21 protein-coding genes are annotated in these 16,917 nt (G+C 42.5%); 5 read left to right on the plus strand and 16 right to left on the minus strand.

Annotated features, from left to right (window positions below; genetic code table 11):
* Positions 1-8: 8 nt before the first annotated feature.
* On the plus strand, positions 9-1,199 hold the full coding sequence (locus A361_RS18000; protein WP_019381182.1) for a chromate transporter: 1,191 nt from the start codon (positions 9-11) through the stop codon (positions 1,197-1,199).
* Positions 1,200-1,244: 45 nt separating this feature from the next.
* On the opposite strand, the gene A361_RS18005 is transcribed toward A361_RS18000, so the two are convergent.
* The 12 genes from A361_RS18005 to A361_RS18060 all read right to left on the minus strand — a co-directional run bounded on the left by A361_RS18005 (position 1,245) and on the right by A361_RS18060 (position 11,563).
* A complete protein-coding gene (locus A361_RS18005; protein ID WP_019381181.1) occupies positions 1,245-2,972 on the minus strand; it encodes a PAS domain-containing sensor histidine kinase in 1,728 nt (575 codons plus the stop codon).
* A 23-nt stretch (positions 2,973-2,995) separates the two neighbouring features.
* Positions 2,996-3,448 (minus strand): GAF domain-containing protein, encoded by a 453-nt coding sequence (locus A361_RS18010; RefSeq protein WP_009333509.1) that lies wholly within the window; start codon positions 3,446-3,448, stop codon positions 2,996-2,998.
* Positions 3,438-4,091, minus strand: coding sequence for a response regulator (locus A361_RS18015; RefSeq protein ID WP_009333508.1), 654 nt, complete (start codon positions 4,089-4,091; stop codon positions 3,438-3,440). Before A361_RS18015 ends, A361_RS18010 begins: the two co-directional genes overlap by 11 nt.
* 177 nt (positions 4,092-4,268) lie before the next feature.
* On the minus strand, positions 4,269-4,919 hold the full coding sequence (locus tag A361_RS18020) for a sensor histidine kinase (RefSeq protein WP_019381180.1): 651 nt from the start codon (positions 4,917-4,919) through the stop codon (positions 4,269-4,271).
* A 34-nt stretch (positions 4,920-4,953) separates the two neighbouring features.
* Complete coding sequence (locus A361_RS18025) at positions 4,954-6,462, minus strand: MFS transporter (protein WP_019381179.1); 1,509 nt, start codon at positions 6,460-6,462, stop codon at positions 4,954-4,956.
* Between the two features lie 5 nt (positions 6,463-6,467).
* Complete coding sequence (locus tag A361_RS18030; RefSeq protein WP_009333505.1) at positions 6,468-6,743, minus strand: hypothetical protein; 276 nt, start codon at positions 6,741-6,743, stop codon at positions 6,468-6,470.
* Positions 6,730-7,041: a hypothetical protein gene (locus A361_RS18035; RefSeq protein WP_009333504.1), complete on the minus strand. Its 312-nt coding sequence runs from the start codon at positions 7,039-7,041 to the stop codon at positions 6,730-6,732. The genes A361_RS18030 and A361_RS18035 overlap by 14 nt, the downstream gene beginning before the upstream one ends.
* A 5-nt stretch (positions 7,042-7,046) precedes the next feature.
* Positions 7,047-7,238 (minus strand): hypothetical protein, encoded by a 192-nt coding sequence (locus A361_RS18040; protein WP_009333503.1) that lies wholly within the window; start codon positions 7,236-7,238, stop codon positions 7,047-7,049.
* Positions 7,228-7,752 carry a Rieske (2Fe-2S) protein gene (locus A361_RS18045; RefSeq protein ID WP_009333501.1) on the minus strand — a complete coding sequence of 175 codons (525 nt, stop codon included), beginning with the start codon at positions 7,750-7,752 and terminating at the stop codon, positions 7,228-7,230. Before A361_RS18045 ends, A361_RS18040 begins: the two co-directional genes overlap by 11 nt.
* A gap of 12 nt (positions 7,753-7,764) precedes the next feature.
* Positions 7,765-8,325 (minus strand): 4Fe-4S dicluster domain-containing protein, encoded by a 561-nt coding sequence (locus A361_RS18050; RefSeq protein ID WP_009333499.1) that lies wholly within the window; start codon positions 8,323-8,325, stop codon positions 7,765-7,767.
* The gene (locus A361_RS18055) at positions 8,326-10,494 is read right to left on the minus strand and encodes a molybdopterin oxidoreductase family protein (RefSeq protein WP_019381178.1); all 2,169 of its coding nucleotides are present in this window, start codon (positions 10,492-10,494) and stop codon (positions 8,326-8,328) included.
* The gene (locus A361_RS18060) at positions 10,481-11,563 is read right to left on the minus strand and encodes a hypothetical protein (protein WP_019381177.1); all 1,083 of its coding nucleotides are present in this window, start codon (positions 11,561-11,563) and stop codon (positions 10,481-10,483) included. The genes A361_RS18055 and A361_RS18060 overlap by 14 nt, the downstream gene beginning before the upstream one ends.
* A 259-nt stretch (positions 11,564-11,822) precedes the next feature.
* Here A361_RS18060 and A361_RS18065 point away from each other — a divergent pair, with 259 nt between their 5' ends.
* Entirely contained in the window at positions 11,823-12,131 is a 309-nt protein-coding gene (locus tag A361_RS18065; RefSeq protein WP_019381176.1) for a hypothetical protein, read from the plus strand.
* A 35-nt stretch (positions 12,132-12,166) separates the two neighbouring features.
* The gene (locus tag A361_RS18070) at positions 12,167-12,397 is read left to right on the plus strand and encodes a hypothetical protein (protein ID WP_009333492.1); all 231 of its coding nucleotides are present in this window, start codon (positions 12,167-12,169) and stop codon (positions 12,395-12,397) included.
* Between the two features lie 20 nt (positions 12,398-12,417).
* On the opposite strand, the gene A361_RS18075 is transcribed toward A361_RS18070, so the two are convergent.
* A complete protein-coding gene (locus A361_RS18075; RefSeq protein WP_019381175.1) occupies positions 12,418-12,732 on the minus strand; it encodes a hypothetical protein in 315 nt (104 codons plus the stop codon).
* A gap of 159 nt (positions 12,733-12,891) precedes the next feature.
* On the opposite strand from A361_RS18075, the gene A361_RS18080 reads away from it, so the two are divergent.
* Entirely contained in the window at positions 12,892-13,404 is a 513-nt protein-coding gene (locus A361_RS18080) for a DUF3231 family protein (RefSeq protein WP_009333489.1), read from the plus strand.
* A gap of 285 nt (positions 13,405-13,689) precedes the next feature.
* Here the strand turns inward: A361_RS18080 and A361_RS31515 are convergent, their stop codons facing one another.
* Both A361_RS31515 and A361_RS18095 read right to left on the minus strand, forming a co-directional pair.
* Positions 13,690-13,929 carry a hypothetical protein gene (locus tag A361_RS31515; protein WP_019381173.1) on the minus strand — a complete coding sequence of 80 codons (240 nt, stop codon included), beginning with the start codon at positions 13,927-13,929 and terminating at the stop codon, positions 13,690-13,692.
* Positions 13,930-13,996: 67 nt separating this feature from the next.
* Positions 13,997-14,278: a hypothetical protein gene (locus A361_RS18095; protein WP_019381172.1), complete on the minus strand. Its 282-nt coding sequence runs from the start codon at positions 14,276-14,278 to the stop codon at positions 13,997-13,999.
* A 226-nt stretch (positions 14,279-14,504) separates the two neighbouring features.
* Between A361_RS18095 and A361_RS18100 the strand changes: the two genes are divergently transcribed.
* Positions 14,505-14,684, plus strand: a complete 180-nt coding sequence (locus tag A361_RS18100; protein WP_009333483.1) for a hypothetical protein — start codon at positions 14,505-14,507, stop codon at positions 14,682-14,684.
* A gap of 46 nt (positions 14,685-14,730) precedes the next feature.
* Here A361_RS18100 and A361_RS18105 read toward each other — a convergent pair whose 3' ends face one another.
* On the minus strand, positions 14,731-16,854 hold the full coding sequence (locus A361_RS18105) for a peptidoglycan D,D-transpeptidase FtsI family protein (RefSeq protein ID WP_019381171.1): 2,124 nt from the start codon (positions 16,852-16,854) through the stop codon (positions 14,731-14,733).
* Between the last annotated feature and the right edge of the window lie 63 nt (positions 16,855-16,917).

Genomic DNA, 16,917 nt, shown 5'->3' on the forward strand with positions numbered 1-16,917 from the left:
AGATGCATATGAACAAAAACAGAACTGGCTTAAAATCTTTACTGGAAATATTAATGGTTTCAACAAGGCTTGGACTTACCTCTTTCGGGGGACCTGTAGCTCATCTCGGCTATTTTCACGATGAGTATGTCCGCAGAAGAAAATGGATGGATGAGAAAAGCTACGCAGACTTAGTTGCACTTTGTCAGTTCCTGCCCGGACCGGCAAGCAGCCAGGTTGGCATTGGCGTTGGTGTCATGAGGGCCGGAGTAGCCGGCGGCATTATGGCTTTCCTTGGTTTCACATTGCCATCTGTTATTGCTCTGATTATTTTTGCCATTCTTCTACAAGGCATTAATCCTGCGGAAGCCGGCTGGATCCATGGACTCAAAATTGTCGCGGTGGCTGTAGTGGCTCATGCGGTTTTGGGAATGGCACAAAAACTTGTACCTGACCTGCCGCGAAAAACGCTGGCACTGTTCGCGATTATCGTCACACTTTTATGGCAGACAGCCATCACTCAGATAGCGGTCATCCTTATTTCTGGGTTTATTGGATTTTTACTCTACAAGAAGCATGCAGATAACAGCGAAGCCCGTATGGATTTCCCCATTTCAAAAGGGTTTGCGATTGGCTGTTTAGTGTTGTTTTTCGCCCTTTTAATAATTCTTCCAATTTTAAGGGAGTTAACCGCATTGGATTGGGTTGCTCTTTTTGACAGCTTTTATCGCTCCGGATCTCTGGTTTTCGGGGGCGGCCATGTTGTCCTTCCTTTGCTGGAACGTGAATTTGTCCCAACAGGCTGGCTAAGTGAAGAAGCTTTTCTGGCTGGCTACGGTGCAGCCCAAGCAGTGCCAGGGCCGTTATTTACTTTTGCTGCCTATCTTGGGGCAGTGATGAATGGCTGGCAAGGCGGTTTGCTTGCAACTGCCGCGATCTTCCTGCCTGCCTTTCTGCTGATATTAGGCACCCTCCCATTTTGGGACACACTTCGCCGCAATCCTAACATAAAGGGTGCATTAATGGGTGTAAATGCTGCAGTTGTCGGCATTTTAATCGCTGCCTTTTATCATCCAATTTGGACCAGCAGCATCCTGGAGCCGGCTGATTTTGCCTTTGCAGCAGTACTATTCAGCATGCTTGTTTATTGGAAGCTGCCGCCATGGATTATTGTTGTGACAGGTGCCATCGGCGGAACGATATTAGGATCAATATTTTAGAAACGCATCTAATGAGAAAAGCTGCCTGGATTAGGCAGCTTTTTTCTATAGCGGTATTTCAAGTACAATTCTTGTCCCTTTAGCTTCTGCTGAATAAACATTTATGGAACCGCCTGCAGCTTTTGCTCGTTCTTCCATGCTAAAAAGACCAACTCCTCTGGAGACTTCATTAACATTGAACCCTATGCCTTTATCTTCAATGACTATACGGATTTCTTCTTCCATCTGCCTGATTGTGACTGCTGCCTCATCTGTTTCAGCATATTTCCTTATGTTTGTCAGGGCTTCCTGAATGATCCTGTAGATGGTGATTTCTTTATTAGAACTAAGACGGGTAGCCAAGTAGCAATCAAAATGGACGTTGATATTGTGATGTTCTGAAAATCGGACCAGGTAGGATCGAATCGCTGGTATCAGACCAAGATCATCAAGCACAGAAGGACGCAGTTCCCATGAAAGGTCTCTCAGCTCCTCAATGACTTCAGCAGCCTCATCCTGCATCTGATCAAGCAGCGGGTGGCTTATTTCCGCCTGAAGCCTATTAATGGTAATCAGATGGCTGTACAAATTCTGTCCTATTCCGTCATGAAGCTCACGAGACAATCTTTTCCGTTCATCCTCTTGAACCTCTATGATCCTGGTCATCATTTTTTGCAGCTCTTCTTCTGCATTTTTTCTTTGCGTGACTTCATGGCGAATGGCAAGATGCTGATAAGGTTTCCCTTTTTCATTAAGGAATGGGACGATGGTGGTATCCACCCAATAATGTGTGCCATCCTTGGCTCTGTTCTTGATCTCTCCTTTCCATACCTGTCCGGAAGAAATTGTCTTCCACAAATCTCTGAAATATTCTTTAGAATGGTAACCTGAGTTGATAATTTTATGATCCTGTCCAAGCAATTCTTCCCGTGAATATTTTGAGATGCTGCAGAATTGATCATTTACATAAGTAATGGTGCCTTTCTGATCTGTAATTGCCACAATGGATGAAGCATCCAGGGCAAATTTTAAATCAATCAGCTCGTTTACGGAATTTTTCAGTTCCTCCACAACACGCTTATATTCAGTTATTTCATTCCGGATCGCCAGGTATTTATATGGCTTTCCTTTGTCATCAATGAAGGGAACGATGGTGGTATCCACCCAATAATAAGTTCCGTCTTTAGCTTTGTTTTTAATTTCCCCGCGCCAGACTTCACCGCTCGAAATGGTTTCCCAAAGGTTCTGCATAAAGTCTTTGGAATGGTAGGATGAGTTGATAATTCTATGATCTTTACCAACCAGCTCATACGCAGAATATTTCGACACCTCACAGAACTTTTCATTCACATACGTAATTTTTCCTTTTTTGTCTGTAAAGGCCACAATTGTTGATTCATCCAGGGCAAATTGCAGATCAACCAATTCCTTTAATGAATATGATTGCTGCTTTTTTAATCGGGAACGGTCTTTGACTGAATGAAAGACGATTAAATAATAGGTTTCTTCTCCTTGCATGAAAGAATTAATTCTATAAAAGATTGAAAATACCTGACCATTACGATGCCGGCCATATTGGTGTACCACTTTGCCCTCTTCCGTTTCATGCAGAGTGATCTCAGGGAGCAGTTCCTTCAGGCTCTTCCCCTGCAGTTCATTTACCCTATATCCAAATTGCTCTTGCGCCTGCTCATTCGCATAGGAGATGACCCCAAATCTATTAACAAGAATCGTTGCATCACTGGAATCAGGAGCAATCTCTCTCTTTTTCGGCAACTGATTATTCCTGTCCATTTACGTTCCTCCAGTTGCATTTTTTAACCATTCAGCTTGAGTTCAAGTGTCCTCGCTGCATTCCTTGCAGTGTTTTGCTTGTTTTCATTTATAGGCTGACCTGACCGGTTCCCGATCAAGAAGACCCCTTTAGGGATTCCTTTAAAATGAATGGGAACAGCATATGCATACTTCAGGGCTTCAGCAAGCATAATCGGGTATTCCAATGCCTTTCCAGCAACATATTCCGGGAAGTTTTCTACGTACATCGGCCTGCCGGTTGAAATTACCTTTCCTGCAATGCCTTTGCCGTACCTTACTGTAATCCGCTTATATTTTTCGTTGCTATTTCCTGCTGCATAATGCCATCTTACATCCGGGCCATCTGTATTTTGCAGTGCCAATCCGACAAAATCACAGTCCAGCTCTGTCAGCACCTTTTCACAAGCCTGATCAATAAGTGCACTTCCCCCCGGGCTGCAACCCTTATATTCCATAACCAAGCAGCCCTTTCTTTAAAGCATACGCTACTAGTTCCGGCCTGGTTTTCATCTGAAGTTTTTCCATTAAATTACCTTTATGGGTTTCAACTGTCTTTACACTAATCACAAGCTGTTCAGCAATATCCTTATTGGAAAACCCTTTGGCTATTAAAGTAAGAACCTCTTTCTCCCTGTCAGACAACAGGTTGAATGTATCGGTGTTCCCCTGCTTTACACTTCCGATATATTCTTCCATCAGCCTTTTAGTTGCAGACGGATGCAAATAGGCATTCCCGCTTGCAACAGACCGGATTGCTGCGAGCAGTTCATCATGAGGAGCACTTTTTAAAATACATCCGGACGCACCCGCTTGGATCGCTCTGAATAAGTACTCTTCATCATCATGCATGGTCAAAATCAGGATCTGTATTTCCGGTTTTAATTTTTTCAATTCTGACGTTGCCGACATGCCATCTTTTCCATGGGGCATGCTCAAATCCATTACTACCACATCAGGCTTTAATTCAAGAGCCTGCTGAATCCCCTCGTTGCCTTCCGAAGCTTCACCGACCACCTGCATATCTTCATGGTTATTTAAAAGCATTTTCAAACCCATTCTGACTACCGCGTGGTCGTCGCAAAGTAAAATATTGATCAACCTTGCTCCCCCTTTACCATTTGTCCGCACGAGAAAAGCACAAGCGCCTTGCCTGCCCGAGGGGGCAGGCTGCTTGCGCCGGACAGTTCTCGAAGTACAAAGCAACAATTCCAGTGCTAAAAATCTTTTATAGGCAACAAGGGAGCCGCTTTGCGAGGCCCCTTGTTAAGTATAATCTTAGTATAACGGAAGGCTGATATCTATTGTAGTCCCTTCACCGATTTTGGAGCTGATGACGCACTTGCCGCTGATTAAACACATTCTTTCAATCATGGCAGCAAGACCAGACGATTTTTGCATTCCAGCATTAACATCAAAGCCCTTCCCCTTGTCTTCAATGTTTATAGAAAGCTGTCCCGGTTTCCATTGCAGGAAGATGGCTGCACTCATTGTGTCAGCATACCTGGCTATGTTTGCCAGAGCTTCCTGGCAAACTCGGAACAAAGTAATGCTTTCTCTTTCATTGATTTGGACTTCCATCCCCTCATTTTGAAGATCCACTGTTATTCCATATGTGGAAGTGTATAATTTCAGATAACTTTTCAGCGCCGGCAGCAGGCCGAGGGTTCCCAGAGCAGGGGGATGCAATTCCACAGCCAGTAGCCTGATTTCCTGAATCGTTTTTTCCATCATTTGCGCCATATCTCCAATATAGCCTCTCATCTCGGGCTGATCGACCGCAGTTTGAATGAACTGCATGCCTGTATATAAGCTGTAGAGCGTCTGCCCGACCCCTTCATGAAGCTCCAGGGCGATGCGCTTGATCTCATCTTCCTGAGATTGAATAATATAGGAACTGATATTTTTCTTTGCTGGCTGGATCTCCATTTCACCCCTCCTCCTTACGACTTTATTTTTGCTTTTACTTTGCTTTTTTTACCCGATGGCTGGAAATGTCACTAAACATGCCCGCATATTGGACTACATCTCCAGCATCATTTTTAATAGCACTAATGGTAAGCCATTGGAGATATTCTTCTCCGTCTTTGCGGCAATTCCATATTTCCCCTTGCCAGAATCCATTTTTTTCGATTGAAGTCCATAAGTCCTGGTAAAAGCCCTTAGTCTGCTTCCCTGATTTAAGGATATTCGGATTTTTGCCGACTACTTCTTCTTCCTTGTAACCGGTTATTTCTGTGAAAGCAGGGTTTACAGAGATTATTTTACCGCCCTTATCCGTTACCAGAATTCCTTCAATTGTATGATCAATCACCTGGCTCGCAATTTCCATTTTACCTTGGAAGTACATCCAGACAACCAGAATCAGGCTGGCAAGCGCCACTTCTGACAATGCCATAAAGCCAATCGCATAATGGCCGGTGATATTAAATAACAGGGTCAGGATCAGCGGCGGAAAAAACCCTCCCAGGCCGCCCATTGCGGAAACAATTCCGTTTACGATACCCGCCTGCTGCTGGAAGTACATAGGCACCAGCTTAAAGATAACACCATTCCCAATTCCCGCTGATAGAGCAATGCTTAAGCATCCAAATGTATACCATGTAATTGACGGAGATAATGATAGAATTACTGCAGAGATGGTATATACTCCAAAGACAAACATTAGAAGAATTAAAGAATGGAAACGGTCTGCAAGCCATCCGCCAATCGGTCTCATGGCAGTTGCAAGGACGATGAATCCGGCTGTCCTTAATCCCGCATCCACTTTATCGAGTTCAAAATGAGCAACTAAGAAATTTGGAAGATAAATGGTAAACGCAACAAATGATCCGAAAGTAATGAAATAGAATAAGCTCAAGAGCCACAGCTTTTCATTTTTATATACGCCTTTAATCTGTTCCAGAAGCGGAGTCTGCACTTTAACTTCTTTTTTATCACCAAGCAAGAAGTTTGCTGCAATGAAGATTCCGAGCAGGACAAGATAGATTTGTACGGTTAGGGACCATCCAAACTTTGTGGCAACAACCGGAGCCGCAAATGCGGTTATGGCTGTTCCAAGATTACCTGCCCCGTATATTCCATTTACAAACCCATGGCGCTCCTTTGGATAATACTTTGGAAGAGATGTAACACCGACAGAAAACACCGCTCCTCCAAGACCGAGGAATAATCCCCCGATCAGTAAATCAGTAATGGAATCAGCTATACTGATATAATAGACTGGAAATAATAATAGAATAAAGCTCAGCATAAAGATTATTCTTGCGCCAAACTGATTAGCATAATACCCCAGAGGAATGCGCAGCAGCGATCCAAGGATTACCGGAACTGCTGTTACAAGGGCTAGCTTGTCGGCTGGAATACTGATATCTTCCTTAATAAACGGCATAAGGGAGGATATCAGCACCCAAACCATAAACCCGGCTACTAAGTTTAACGTCTGCAAAGGCAGCTGTATTTTTCTGATCATTGTGTTCACACTCTCTTCTTTATTACATATTTTAATCCGGCTTCCTGATCAAAAGCAGCCCACCTGCTATCAGATGCTTCCACAGAGGAAGTCAGCGGGACTGCAAAAAAATTCATGTGGTCAAAATAAATACGCAAATGTGTTCCATCCGGACAGAGCCCGGTTTTTATTATTTCTTTGTGAACAAAAGGGGCTTTGTCATTTCCCTTTTCATCTAAAATTGCCACCTGCACATTTTGCCGGACAAAGCGGTCCAAATCTTCTTTTTTAATGAGTTCCACAGCTGCCGCACCCTCTTTTTGCAGGGTAAATATACATTTGATAACCCTGCAGATATTTCCAGAATGTTTCACTTGCATGTTCTTCTATGAATTCAATGGTTTCTTCTTCTGATTGCCATTTGCTCATCCCTTTTATCTCTGCTACAACAATGTTCATGCCGTCATGAGATTTCTCATCCAAATACCAGTTCAGGCGGACTCCCTTGAATAGTTCGGAAAGGAGCTGATCCACTTCTGGAGCAAAATCCCCGGATTGTTCTCTTACAAAACAAAAATCAAGATATGTCTCACTGTTCATAAAAATCACGCCCTCATGTTAATCGTCTTTTTATAAGCGAATACAGCCAAGGGAAAAAGAACAATATTCAGTCCGCCGAAAATCAGTACATTTACATAGTTTTCGTAATAGTATTGGTGGACCATATATTGGGTAAAGACAATATTCATCATTAATATCGCTGCCAAAATGATGACACCCAGGTAGCTACGCTTCATAACGTTTCACCCTCACTGCAAAGATTGCTCCATTCTCCACCTTAACCTGGATTTCCGGAAGCGGCCTTCTTGGCGGTCCCGCAGTTGGCGAACCAGTCTCCACATCGAACTTGCCGTGGTGGCAAGGGCAGATCATTTCACCTTGCTCCTTCACCCAAAATACCGGACAGCGCAAATGTGTGCACGCATTCTGATAGGCGACATATTTGTTCTCTGATAAGCGGATTAAAATGGCGTCATCATGATCCCCAGGAAACTTGAACTCCACTGCATCACCGATTGGCAGCTTGCTTACTTCAGTTATTTTCTTATGAGGATATTCTTTTTCGCCAAGCCCCATTAATTCTTTGGCAGCAACTGCCCCCCAGGGAAGGGAGGAAACCGCAAAAACACCGGCGGCACCAACCAAAGTTTTCATGAACCCGCGCCTATCCAGTTTTCTTTCGTTATTCCGTTCGATATTATGCGTATAATTATCTTCATTAAAGGGAATCTTGTTATTCTTATCAGACATCCCTAATCCCTCCTAAAACAGCTTTGTAATCCCCTGCAGGATTCCCGGCAGATTTACCTTAACGTTTGTTTCGCCTTCTAGGTATGGCATGCTTGTTACCCATTTGCCGTTATCAAGGTTAAATTGCTTCTTCTTGTTTTCAATTTCTTCATCTGTCAGCCATTGCAGCGTGTTGGATGGACATACACTCGCACACATAGGAGGAATTCCATCTTTAGTACGGTCAATACATAGGTCGCATTTGTACATTAAGTTCTGCTCTTGATCAAATTTTGGTATGCCATATGGGCAGGCAATTGTGCAGTTCTGGCAGCCAATACACTTTTCCACCAGTGCAGATAACACAGCGCCTGTCTCATGAATTTGAATAGCCTGGGCCGGACAGCTTCGGGCACATGCCGGATTTTCACAGTGAAGGCACATGAGAGGCATCGTCTGCCGGTTCACAAGAGGATTTACATCATACACATAATTTCTGTTGCGCTCCTCATGCCCCCCGCATTGTGTACATGCTGCCAGACAAGAACGGCATCCTATACAGTTTTCAAGTTCTAAATACAGCCTCTTCTTCATTTATTGCACCTTCTTTAATTCGACTTTTTCCAGCTGTGCAGCACATGCCTTGAACTCAGGCATTCGGGAAATAGGATCTAATGCTGCAATTGTTAATAGATTAATAGAATCCTCATGTCCAAAATGGTATGGAACAAAGACGGTATCCTTGCGGATGGCTTCCGTAATTTTGACTTTATAGATGGCCTCGCCTCTTCTGGTAAATAAACGGACCCTTTCTTCATGTTCCATATTATATTTTGATGCTGTTTCCGGATGGATCTCCACAAATGGTTCAGGGCACATATCATGAAGGAATGGAATTCTTCTAGTCTGATTACCGGATAGGTAATGGTAAACCACCCGGCCAGTTGTTAAACGGAGCGGATATTTTTCACATGGTTCTTCCGCTGGCGGACGGTATGGAAGTGCGCATATTTTTGCTTTGCCGTCCGGATGATAAAATTTCTTATCAAGGAACATATGTGGTGTCCCTTCATCCTTTTCATTTTTGCATGGCCAGAAAACTCCATCCTGCTTGTCGATTTTATCCCAGGTAGCTCCATAGTAATCAGCATAGCCGCCCTTGGTAGCCAGTCTGAACTCATCTGCAACATCTCGTGCCGTTTTTAGGTGAGAAAAGTATTTTCCTTTTCCTAAACGTTCAGCCAGCTCCACTTGTATTTGCCAGTCCGGCTTCGATTCCCCAACAGGTTCCTGGGCTTTATTGATTTTAATAATGCGGCCTTCAATATTCGTTACTGTTCCTTCATCTTCTGACCATGTGACTGCAGGAAGAACAACATCTGCAAATTCTGCCGATTCAGAAAGGTAGAAATCGGAGCATACCATGAAATCCAGAGCCTTAAATGCTTTCCTGACAAAATGTTGATTTGGTGCAGATACAGCAGGATTGGAACATAGAAGGTATAAACCGCGAATCGTTTTTTGCTCCATCAGCTCAATCATTTCATAAGCAGATACACCAGGCTGCGGCATTTCTTCAGGTGTAATTCCCCAAACACTGCATACTTCTTCAACATGTTTCGGGTTAGTAATTTTTCGGTAGCCTGGAAGCAAATCCGATTTCTGTCCATGCTCTCTTCCGCCCTGTCCATTGCCCTGACCGGTGAATGTGGCTACGCCGGCTTTCGGACGGCCAATCTTTCCAGTAACAAGCGCCATATTGGTGTAGGCGGAAACATTATCAACACCCTTATGCTGCTGTTCAACACCTCGTGCAAACATGACAACTGCATTTGGAGCTTTTCCGTATATTTCTGCAGCACGAATGATTTTTTCCTCCGCCACACCAGTCAGCATACTTGTATATTCAGGTGTGAAATCCTTTACAAGTTCCTTTGTTTCTTCAAATCCGTTGGTATGTTTATTAATAAACTCTTCATCTATATAGCCCATTTCAATCAATTGATTAACAATTCCGTTTGCAAGTGCAAGGTCTGTTCCGGGCTGCAGGTCGAGATGAAGGTCAGCTCTTCTGGCAATTGGCGTTTCCCGTGGATCGACTACAATGATATAACCGCCTCTTTCCTGAACGTTCCAAATGCGGAACATGGAAGTTGGATGGCATTCAGCCGTATTGCTTCCAGCGATAAACAGGCAATCTGTTTCATGAATATCTGTCCAAGGCAATGTTGACCCTCTATCAACTCCGAAAGAACGGAGGAAACCGCCGGCAGCGCTTGACATACAGAAACGTCCGTTATAGTCAATATATCGCGTTGCAAGAGCAACACGGGCAAATTTACCTGTCAAATAACATTTTTCATTTGTCATTGATACCCCGCTGAAGACGGAGAGTGAATCTTTTCCGAATTCTGTTTGAAGCTCTTTAAATTTTTTTGCAATTAAATCGTATGCTTCATCCCAGCTTGCTTCACGGAACCCTTCTGTGGTTCCTTTCAACGAAGCATCATCCCGGATCAGCGGTTTCAGCAGGCGGTCCTTGTGGTTGGTCTGCTGGTAGGCGGTAACCCCTTTAGGGCACATTTTCCCGACCGTAACCGGCCAGTCATACCGGGGCTCGACCCCAATGATATTATTTGTCTGTGTATTAACCCTCAAGTTCATTCCGCATTGCATGCCGCAATAGCTGCAATGTGTTTTGATCAATTTTTCATTCGGATGGTTTAGATTCTCAATTTCTTTAAAAAACTTATCCCTTTGCATTCTGGTTTGCCTCCTTGACCTTCACTTCATGAGTGGGGAATCCGGAAAATTGTGCAATCCGGTATTTCCTTCTGCAAGGGAGGCACATTTCTGCAAGATGATGTCCTTCCTTTGCTTTAAATTCAATATCGTTCACGCCGAGTACATCGACGACATCTTTTGATTGTTCTGATGAAACAAACTGATCTCCGCACACCTTGCATTCCTTCATGCCCTGTTCGGCATAATGTTCTCTGTAGTTTCTTGCCAAAACACTCATTGGGCGGAAAGGAATATGTGCAAGCTTTCCAAATGGCAGGTAAATCAGTGTAATGATGACTGACCACTGATGGATCAATGACATTGCCGGCTGTCCTGCACCGTGTAAAAAGAGATTCATAAAGGTTAAAGCCAACCCTGTGATGCTGACTAGAAGCAGCATATAAAGAGGCATGAAATCATATAGGAATTTCTGCTCTGCTCTTGCCTGCATATTTTTCAGACGGCGATACAGCGCCATGCAAACTCCAGCGATTACCATTACTGCTGTAATATTCAGCGCGTTATAAGAAAGGGTGGCAATGATGCCATCTGCAGGGACAGTCATTACCTTCATGCCCATTGCAATAATGTTGTAATGGCCATTGTCATCCATCGTAAAATACATCCATCCGAAAACTAGAGGGAATGTAACGAAGCAGGATAAAATGCAGCCCCAGCCGATAAGCACGTGCTGAGTCCATCGGTAAATTCCCCTATTCCAGATAAAATTGTAGGTTGCAAGATGCTCAACAGACGTTTTTGGCGTTGACTTTCTAAATAGCAGCTTCAATCCTTTTTTCAGGATAAGCTTTGTTGGCGGCCTTTCGCCCCAGGCAATAAACCTATAGAAAAACCCTCCAATAAACACAATCGTTCCGACCATATATCCGTACAGGTTTAAATCCACATGTGTAAACATTCTAGTGCCAATAAAAGAAAGAATTGCTAATGCTGTAACAGATAAAAACATCGACTTGGCAAAATGAGATGCAAACGCATTGTTTAATGTGTTTCCTGTTTTTTGATTGACTGCAGCTTTTGCCTGCATATTAACTCCTCCTCATTCACAAACAATTACCTTAACCTTATTGTAAAAGCGGGAGGACTTTTTCAATATCGGGGAACTTCCCTATTAGAGGGGGGGAAATTCCCCTATCTTTAAGAAAGGATATTAAATGAGCATGTTGCTGAAGACAATGCACAAAAAAAAGACCTTTTCAAAGGTCTTGCGAAAATATTGAAACTTTTTCCAAATTCATGCGTATTTCTAAATAGGAGGCGGAATAATAAAAAAAAATATATTTATAATGTTCATTACACTAGCAGCAGAAACTTTAATTACCCTGCTCGCTTCACGTGCCTTTTCAATCCGATTCATCGAAATCATGTTTTTTTCAGGTATGGTTTTTACAGCTTTAACTGTATGGTTTTCGAGCAGCGGCGGTATGGTTACAAGGTTTATGGACAGCACCGCAAGTGCCATGACTGGATTCATATCTAAAAGGGAGGAATTCAGCTTCAGACCGAATTATGCTGTTCTCGGTTCGGTTATCTTTTTACTTATTGGTCTTGTTTTCTTTATCTTACTGTTAACAAATATTATTCCTCCAATTTAGGCATTATGGTACAATCTTGAAAAGGAGTTGGTCATATGGCTAAATCAGCTGCGAAAAAGTTAAGGGAAAAAGCAGTACGTGAGGGAAAAAGAAACCCTGAATGCAATCGAAGCCCATTTGCACATGCGGACATGCGCACAAGAAAAACAAAAACCAAAAAAGAACAATTATACAGGAGCAAATATAAGAACCGTTATTCTGATGAAAACAGAAGAGACGGTTCTTTTTTTATGTATTATCTTTTCAAAAGCAGCCAGTCCGATTAAAGACCAGCTGCATTTTTAGATTATAATATTCCCATCCCTTCTATATGTCTCCGCGCTTTGTCATCACCCAGATCATAAATCATTTTATATATGCCTTCCATGGATGCATCATATTCATCATTTTTTGATTCTTTGTGGTATTCCAGGAAAGGGACATGTGCACGGGCAAATGTTTTAAGATCTGCATCATAATTCTCATTAATATAATCATTTAACTGAGCTAATTCTTCATCTGTTGCAAAAATTTTAAACTGCCATTCGGCTGCTTCAACTGGTTCTGTGTAAATCTGCGCATTTTCAATATCTATATAATATGTTTTTTTTGTTTGGTCCATGCTTTTCATCTCCTCTATCTTTTATACGATATTTACCACATACTGAGGAAGTTTAACCATTTAATATTCAATGACATTTTAAGACGCTTGTTGGGCATGATATAGCTGTGCATTATAAGGAAGGTGGCACAAAAAATGAATCTTTTCAGGAGGTATACAATGGGTATTTTAAGCGGAAATCCAAAGGACGAGCCTTTGCATTATGGCGAGGTTTATAGCACATGGTCTTACTTGCTGGCAGGAAAGGGAATGACCTCTGCCTACCAAACGATGCTTAGCCACTCTGGGGATGGGGACTTGAAGAAAATGCTTGAAGAAGCCATCCGCCTCTGCAAGCAGGAAGAGGAACAAATTGAGGCGATGTTAAAGGAAAACGGGATCGGTCTTCCCCCCGCACCACCTGATAGACCTGATGCTTGTGTAAATGATATCCCTCCAGGTGCCCGATTCATGGATCCTGAAGTAGCTGCAAAATTAGCAGGAGACCTTGCAGCAGGATTGGTTGGCTGCAGTACAATCATGGGCCAATGTATCCGTGAAGATATCGCAGGCATGTTTGGCCAATTTCATACTCAGAAAGCAGCTTTAGGTGTTAAGGTTCTTCGAATGAATAAAGAAAAAGGCTGGCTTATTCCTCCGCCGCTACATCTTCACAAATCGGATAATTGCTAAGGATTTGCTGGAGAGATGTCCATATGTAAAAAGAGAGCAGAGTCCATTGTCTGCTCTCTTTCCTAAAAGTTATTGCTTAAAACTTGGGCTCAGTTCACTCCATACATCAAACAAGATGCCGTCCGGGTCAGAAAATACAAAATTCCTGCCAGGATGCCCGCGATTTTCGATAGCTCCTGTATTTACTTCCTTCTCAGAAAGTTCCCGATGCAAGTTTTCGAGCTCTGTTATTCCATTGAGTTCAAAGGTTAAACAAAATCGCAATCTTCCGTCAGAACCCTAAAATTAAGACTTTCCTCTTTGAGGTGTTTCCAAAAGGAAAAAGCTTTGGCTTGCCATATTGATTATGGCCATTTTTCCCTTTTCATCCCTATAACTTTTTGCTGCTCCAAGCTTCTCTGTGTACCAGTTTAAAGAATCCATTACATTTCTGACAGGTATGTGACTATTCCCACTCTTAAGAGCTTTTGACTCATAAATGCCCCTCCTCCAAACAAATTCTCTATTTTTGTAAATTCTATCCAAACGCGTATTAATTCCTTTTTAAAAATAAAAAAACCTTAGTCCGGAATATGACTAAGGCTCATGTAACTTACTCAGAGTATTTGCTTTCACTGGAATCAGGGGAGACCATACCGCCGGCACCGCTGGAATTGATATCAGGTTCTGCTCCTTCAGGCTGAGATGGCAGCACTTTGTTTTTCTTTTGATTGGGTAGACCTGAGTGCTCCTTTAGATATTGATCATTTTCCATAATCGTTACCACTTTAAATCCTGTTCCTTCGAGCTGGTTCTTCAATTGATCAAATACCTTTGTCTGAGTATTATTCATTTCCTGATCATCATACTGAAGCTCTACATTTATTGTTTTCATGTCAGGACCTCCTTTTTAAGCTATTTTCCCGAATGCCTTTTCATTAAACTACACAGAACCTTTAAAAAAGCAGAAGTTTATTTCAGAAATAATAGGTTATTTAAGAAAATAACCAGGACATTGTTCGGTCCAAAAAATACATGGCTGATTTTCCCATAAATATCATTATCATTTCAATCCTGAATATAAATAAATTGTATGCCGATCAGACGAAAGGAGCAGAGGCATGTGGTTCTGGATTCTGGTAATCTTCATCCCTATTATTATCCTCGCTATTTTGGAAGAAACGATTCAATTTGCGGTGAATCGTAAGGTCTTCGGAAAAAGCGGCAAACCGGTTTTAATTAAACAAAAACTGCATCACTTAAAAAATAAATTCAAGTATAAAAAAAGCCATTCCCAATAAGGAAAGGCTTTTTTGTCCAGCAAGTATTGGCCGCTAAAACTCATATTTAATTAGATTCTTCTGTTTCAGAATCTTCTTCTGCCGACTGTTCCTGTCCGGACATCCGCTTCTTTTTCAGCTCAAAATAGGCATCTAATACTTTTCTGCCAATTTCATAATTGGCTGTATGTCCGCTTCTTCCCTGGTATGCCCATGGAACAATGACAGACATGGCGATTTCTGGATTATTATGGGGTGCATAGGCAACAAGGCTCAAGTTCATAACATCTATTAATGCATCTCCCTTTTTTTTGAGAGGGCCATCATAAAATGCTTCCGCTGTACCTGTTTTTCCTGCTGGAGAATATGGCGCATCTGCGAACCTTCGATATGCAGTCCCTTCAGGATGCTGCATCACCTGTCTTAATCCTTCTTTGACAGTGTTTAGTTCTCTATCACTTACATCTATCGTATTTAAGACAGTTGGCTGAATATCCTTCCAGATCCGGCCAAGCTCCTCCTGCTCTGTGGCGGGCTCACGGATTTCTTTTACAAGGCGCGGCTGGATACGATAGCCGCCATTTGCAATCGTTGATATATATTGCGCCATTTGCATCGGAGTGTAGGTATCATACTGTCCGATTGCAAGGTCTAATAGAAATCCCGGCAAGCGAAGCGGTCCTTCATAGCCTATCGCCTCATTCGGCAAATCGATGCCAGTTCTGACTCCGAGGCCAAATTGGCCGAATGACTCTCTCATGTCTTCAAATGCATTAGGGTTTTTAAATCCCAGAGGCTGATCATATGCATACCGCGCATCCGCAATTTCAATTGCTGTTTTGAACATATATACGTTTGAGGATATACGCAAAGCCCTTGTTTCGTTCATGATTGCCTGAAAGTTAAACCACGATTTTTTCACCTGTGGTGTACCTGCAATTTTCATTGGTGCATCTAAAAATGCAGTCCCGGGTGAAATTGCACCGGTTTTATATCCTGTTAAAACGGTTGCCCCTTTTACAGAGGATCCCACATTATAAGAAGAGGCAATCGTACCCAGCGCATAATCCTGCAGAACCGTTTTGCCATCATCATCTTTGTCTATCATTTTCCCTGCCATCGTCAGAACTTCGCCAGTATGCGGATTCATTAGGACGACAAACGCACGATCCATTAAATATGTTCCCCGAGTCCTTTTTGCAGCCCAAATTTCCTCTTCCAATATTTTTTCCACAGCCTTCTGCAGATCCATATCAATCGTCAGAACAAGATCCTTGCCTCTTTGGCCCTGAGAAACCAGTTCACTTCCGAGAATTTCTCCTTTTTTAGTAATAAGCTTTTCCTTTGATTTTTGGCCATGCAGAACATCCTCATATTGCATTTCGAGATAGCTCTTACCTACGCGTTCATTTCTGCTGTAGTCCCTGGCCAGAAAATAATCCAGCCTTTCCTGCGGCAGCCCTTCGTTTGTATCTGTAACCTTCCCCAGGACTGTCTGGAGCGTACTGTCAAAAGCATAAGTTCGATCCCAGTCAGTAGTTGTATTGACCCCTGGAAGATATTGAAGGTTCTCGCTTACCGCAGCATATTCTTTACTTGATACATCCTCATTTTTGACTATTTGCGGCGTCATGGCATAACCGCTCGTAAATTCCCGGAAGATTGCCCGCACTTCCAGATCCTGCTTGCTCAGCTGTTTCAGATCTTCGTCTGTAATTCTCTTAAGCTGCATCTCATAAATTTGCTTATCATCCAATTTGTTCTCTTTAAACAGCTTCCATTCCTTATCAGTTATTTTATCCCGGACAGCATCAGGATTTTTTAGAATCCAATGATCCTTCTTATCTCGTTCCGTCACTTTATCCGTCTTTTTATCAATCAGAATGGCCAGCCGCTCTGCCACCTGAAGCATTTCTTTCTGTTTGGCATTCCGATTTGTATACGTAATCGCACTCTTTGGAATATTATCCACAATAACCTGATGGTTCCTGTCAAGCATCCTTCCCCTTGGAACCGGATTAGCTACGATGACATCTTCCGTCCTGTCCACTTCTTTTTTGTATGTCTCACCATTTACAATCTGGACAACGCCAAGTCTTAAGATTAGTACTGAAAACAAAACAAAAACAGCAAAAAACAATAAATTGACCCTAAAAGGCACATGGCTTTTCTTTTTCTTCTTTTTCCCCATGTACGAATCTCCCCCCTTATGAACATTATGTCTGTATAATAGAGATTCTTCCAAATCTTCCCC

The sequence above is a fragment of the Cytobacillus oceanisediminis 2691 genome (genome assembly GCF_000294775.2).
Lineage (GTDB): Bacteria > Bacillota > Bacilli > Bacillales > Cytobacillaceae > Cytobacillus > Cytobacillus pseudoceanisediminis.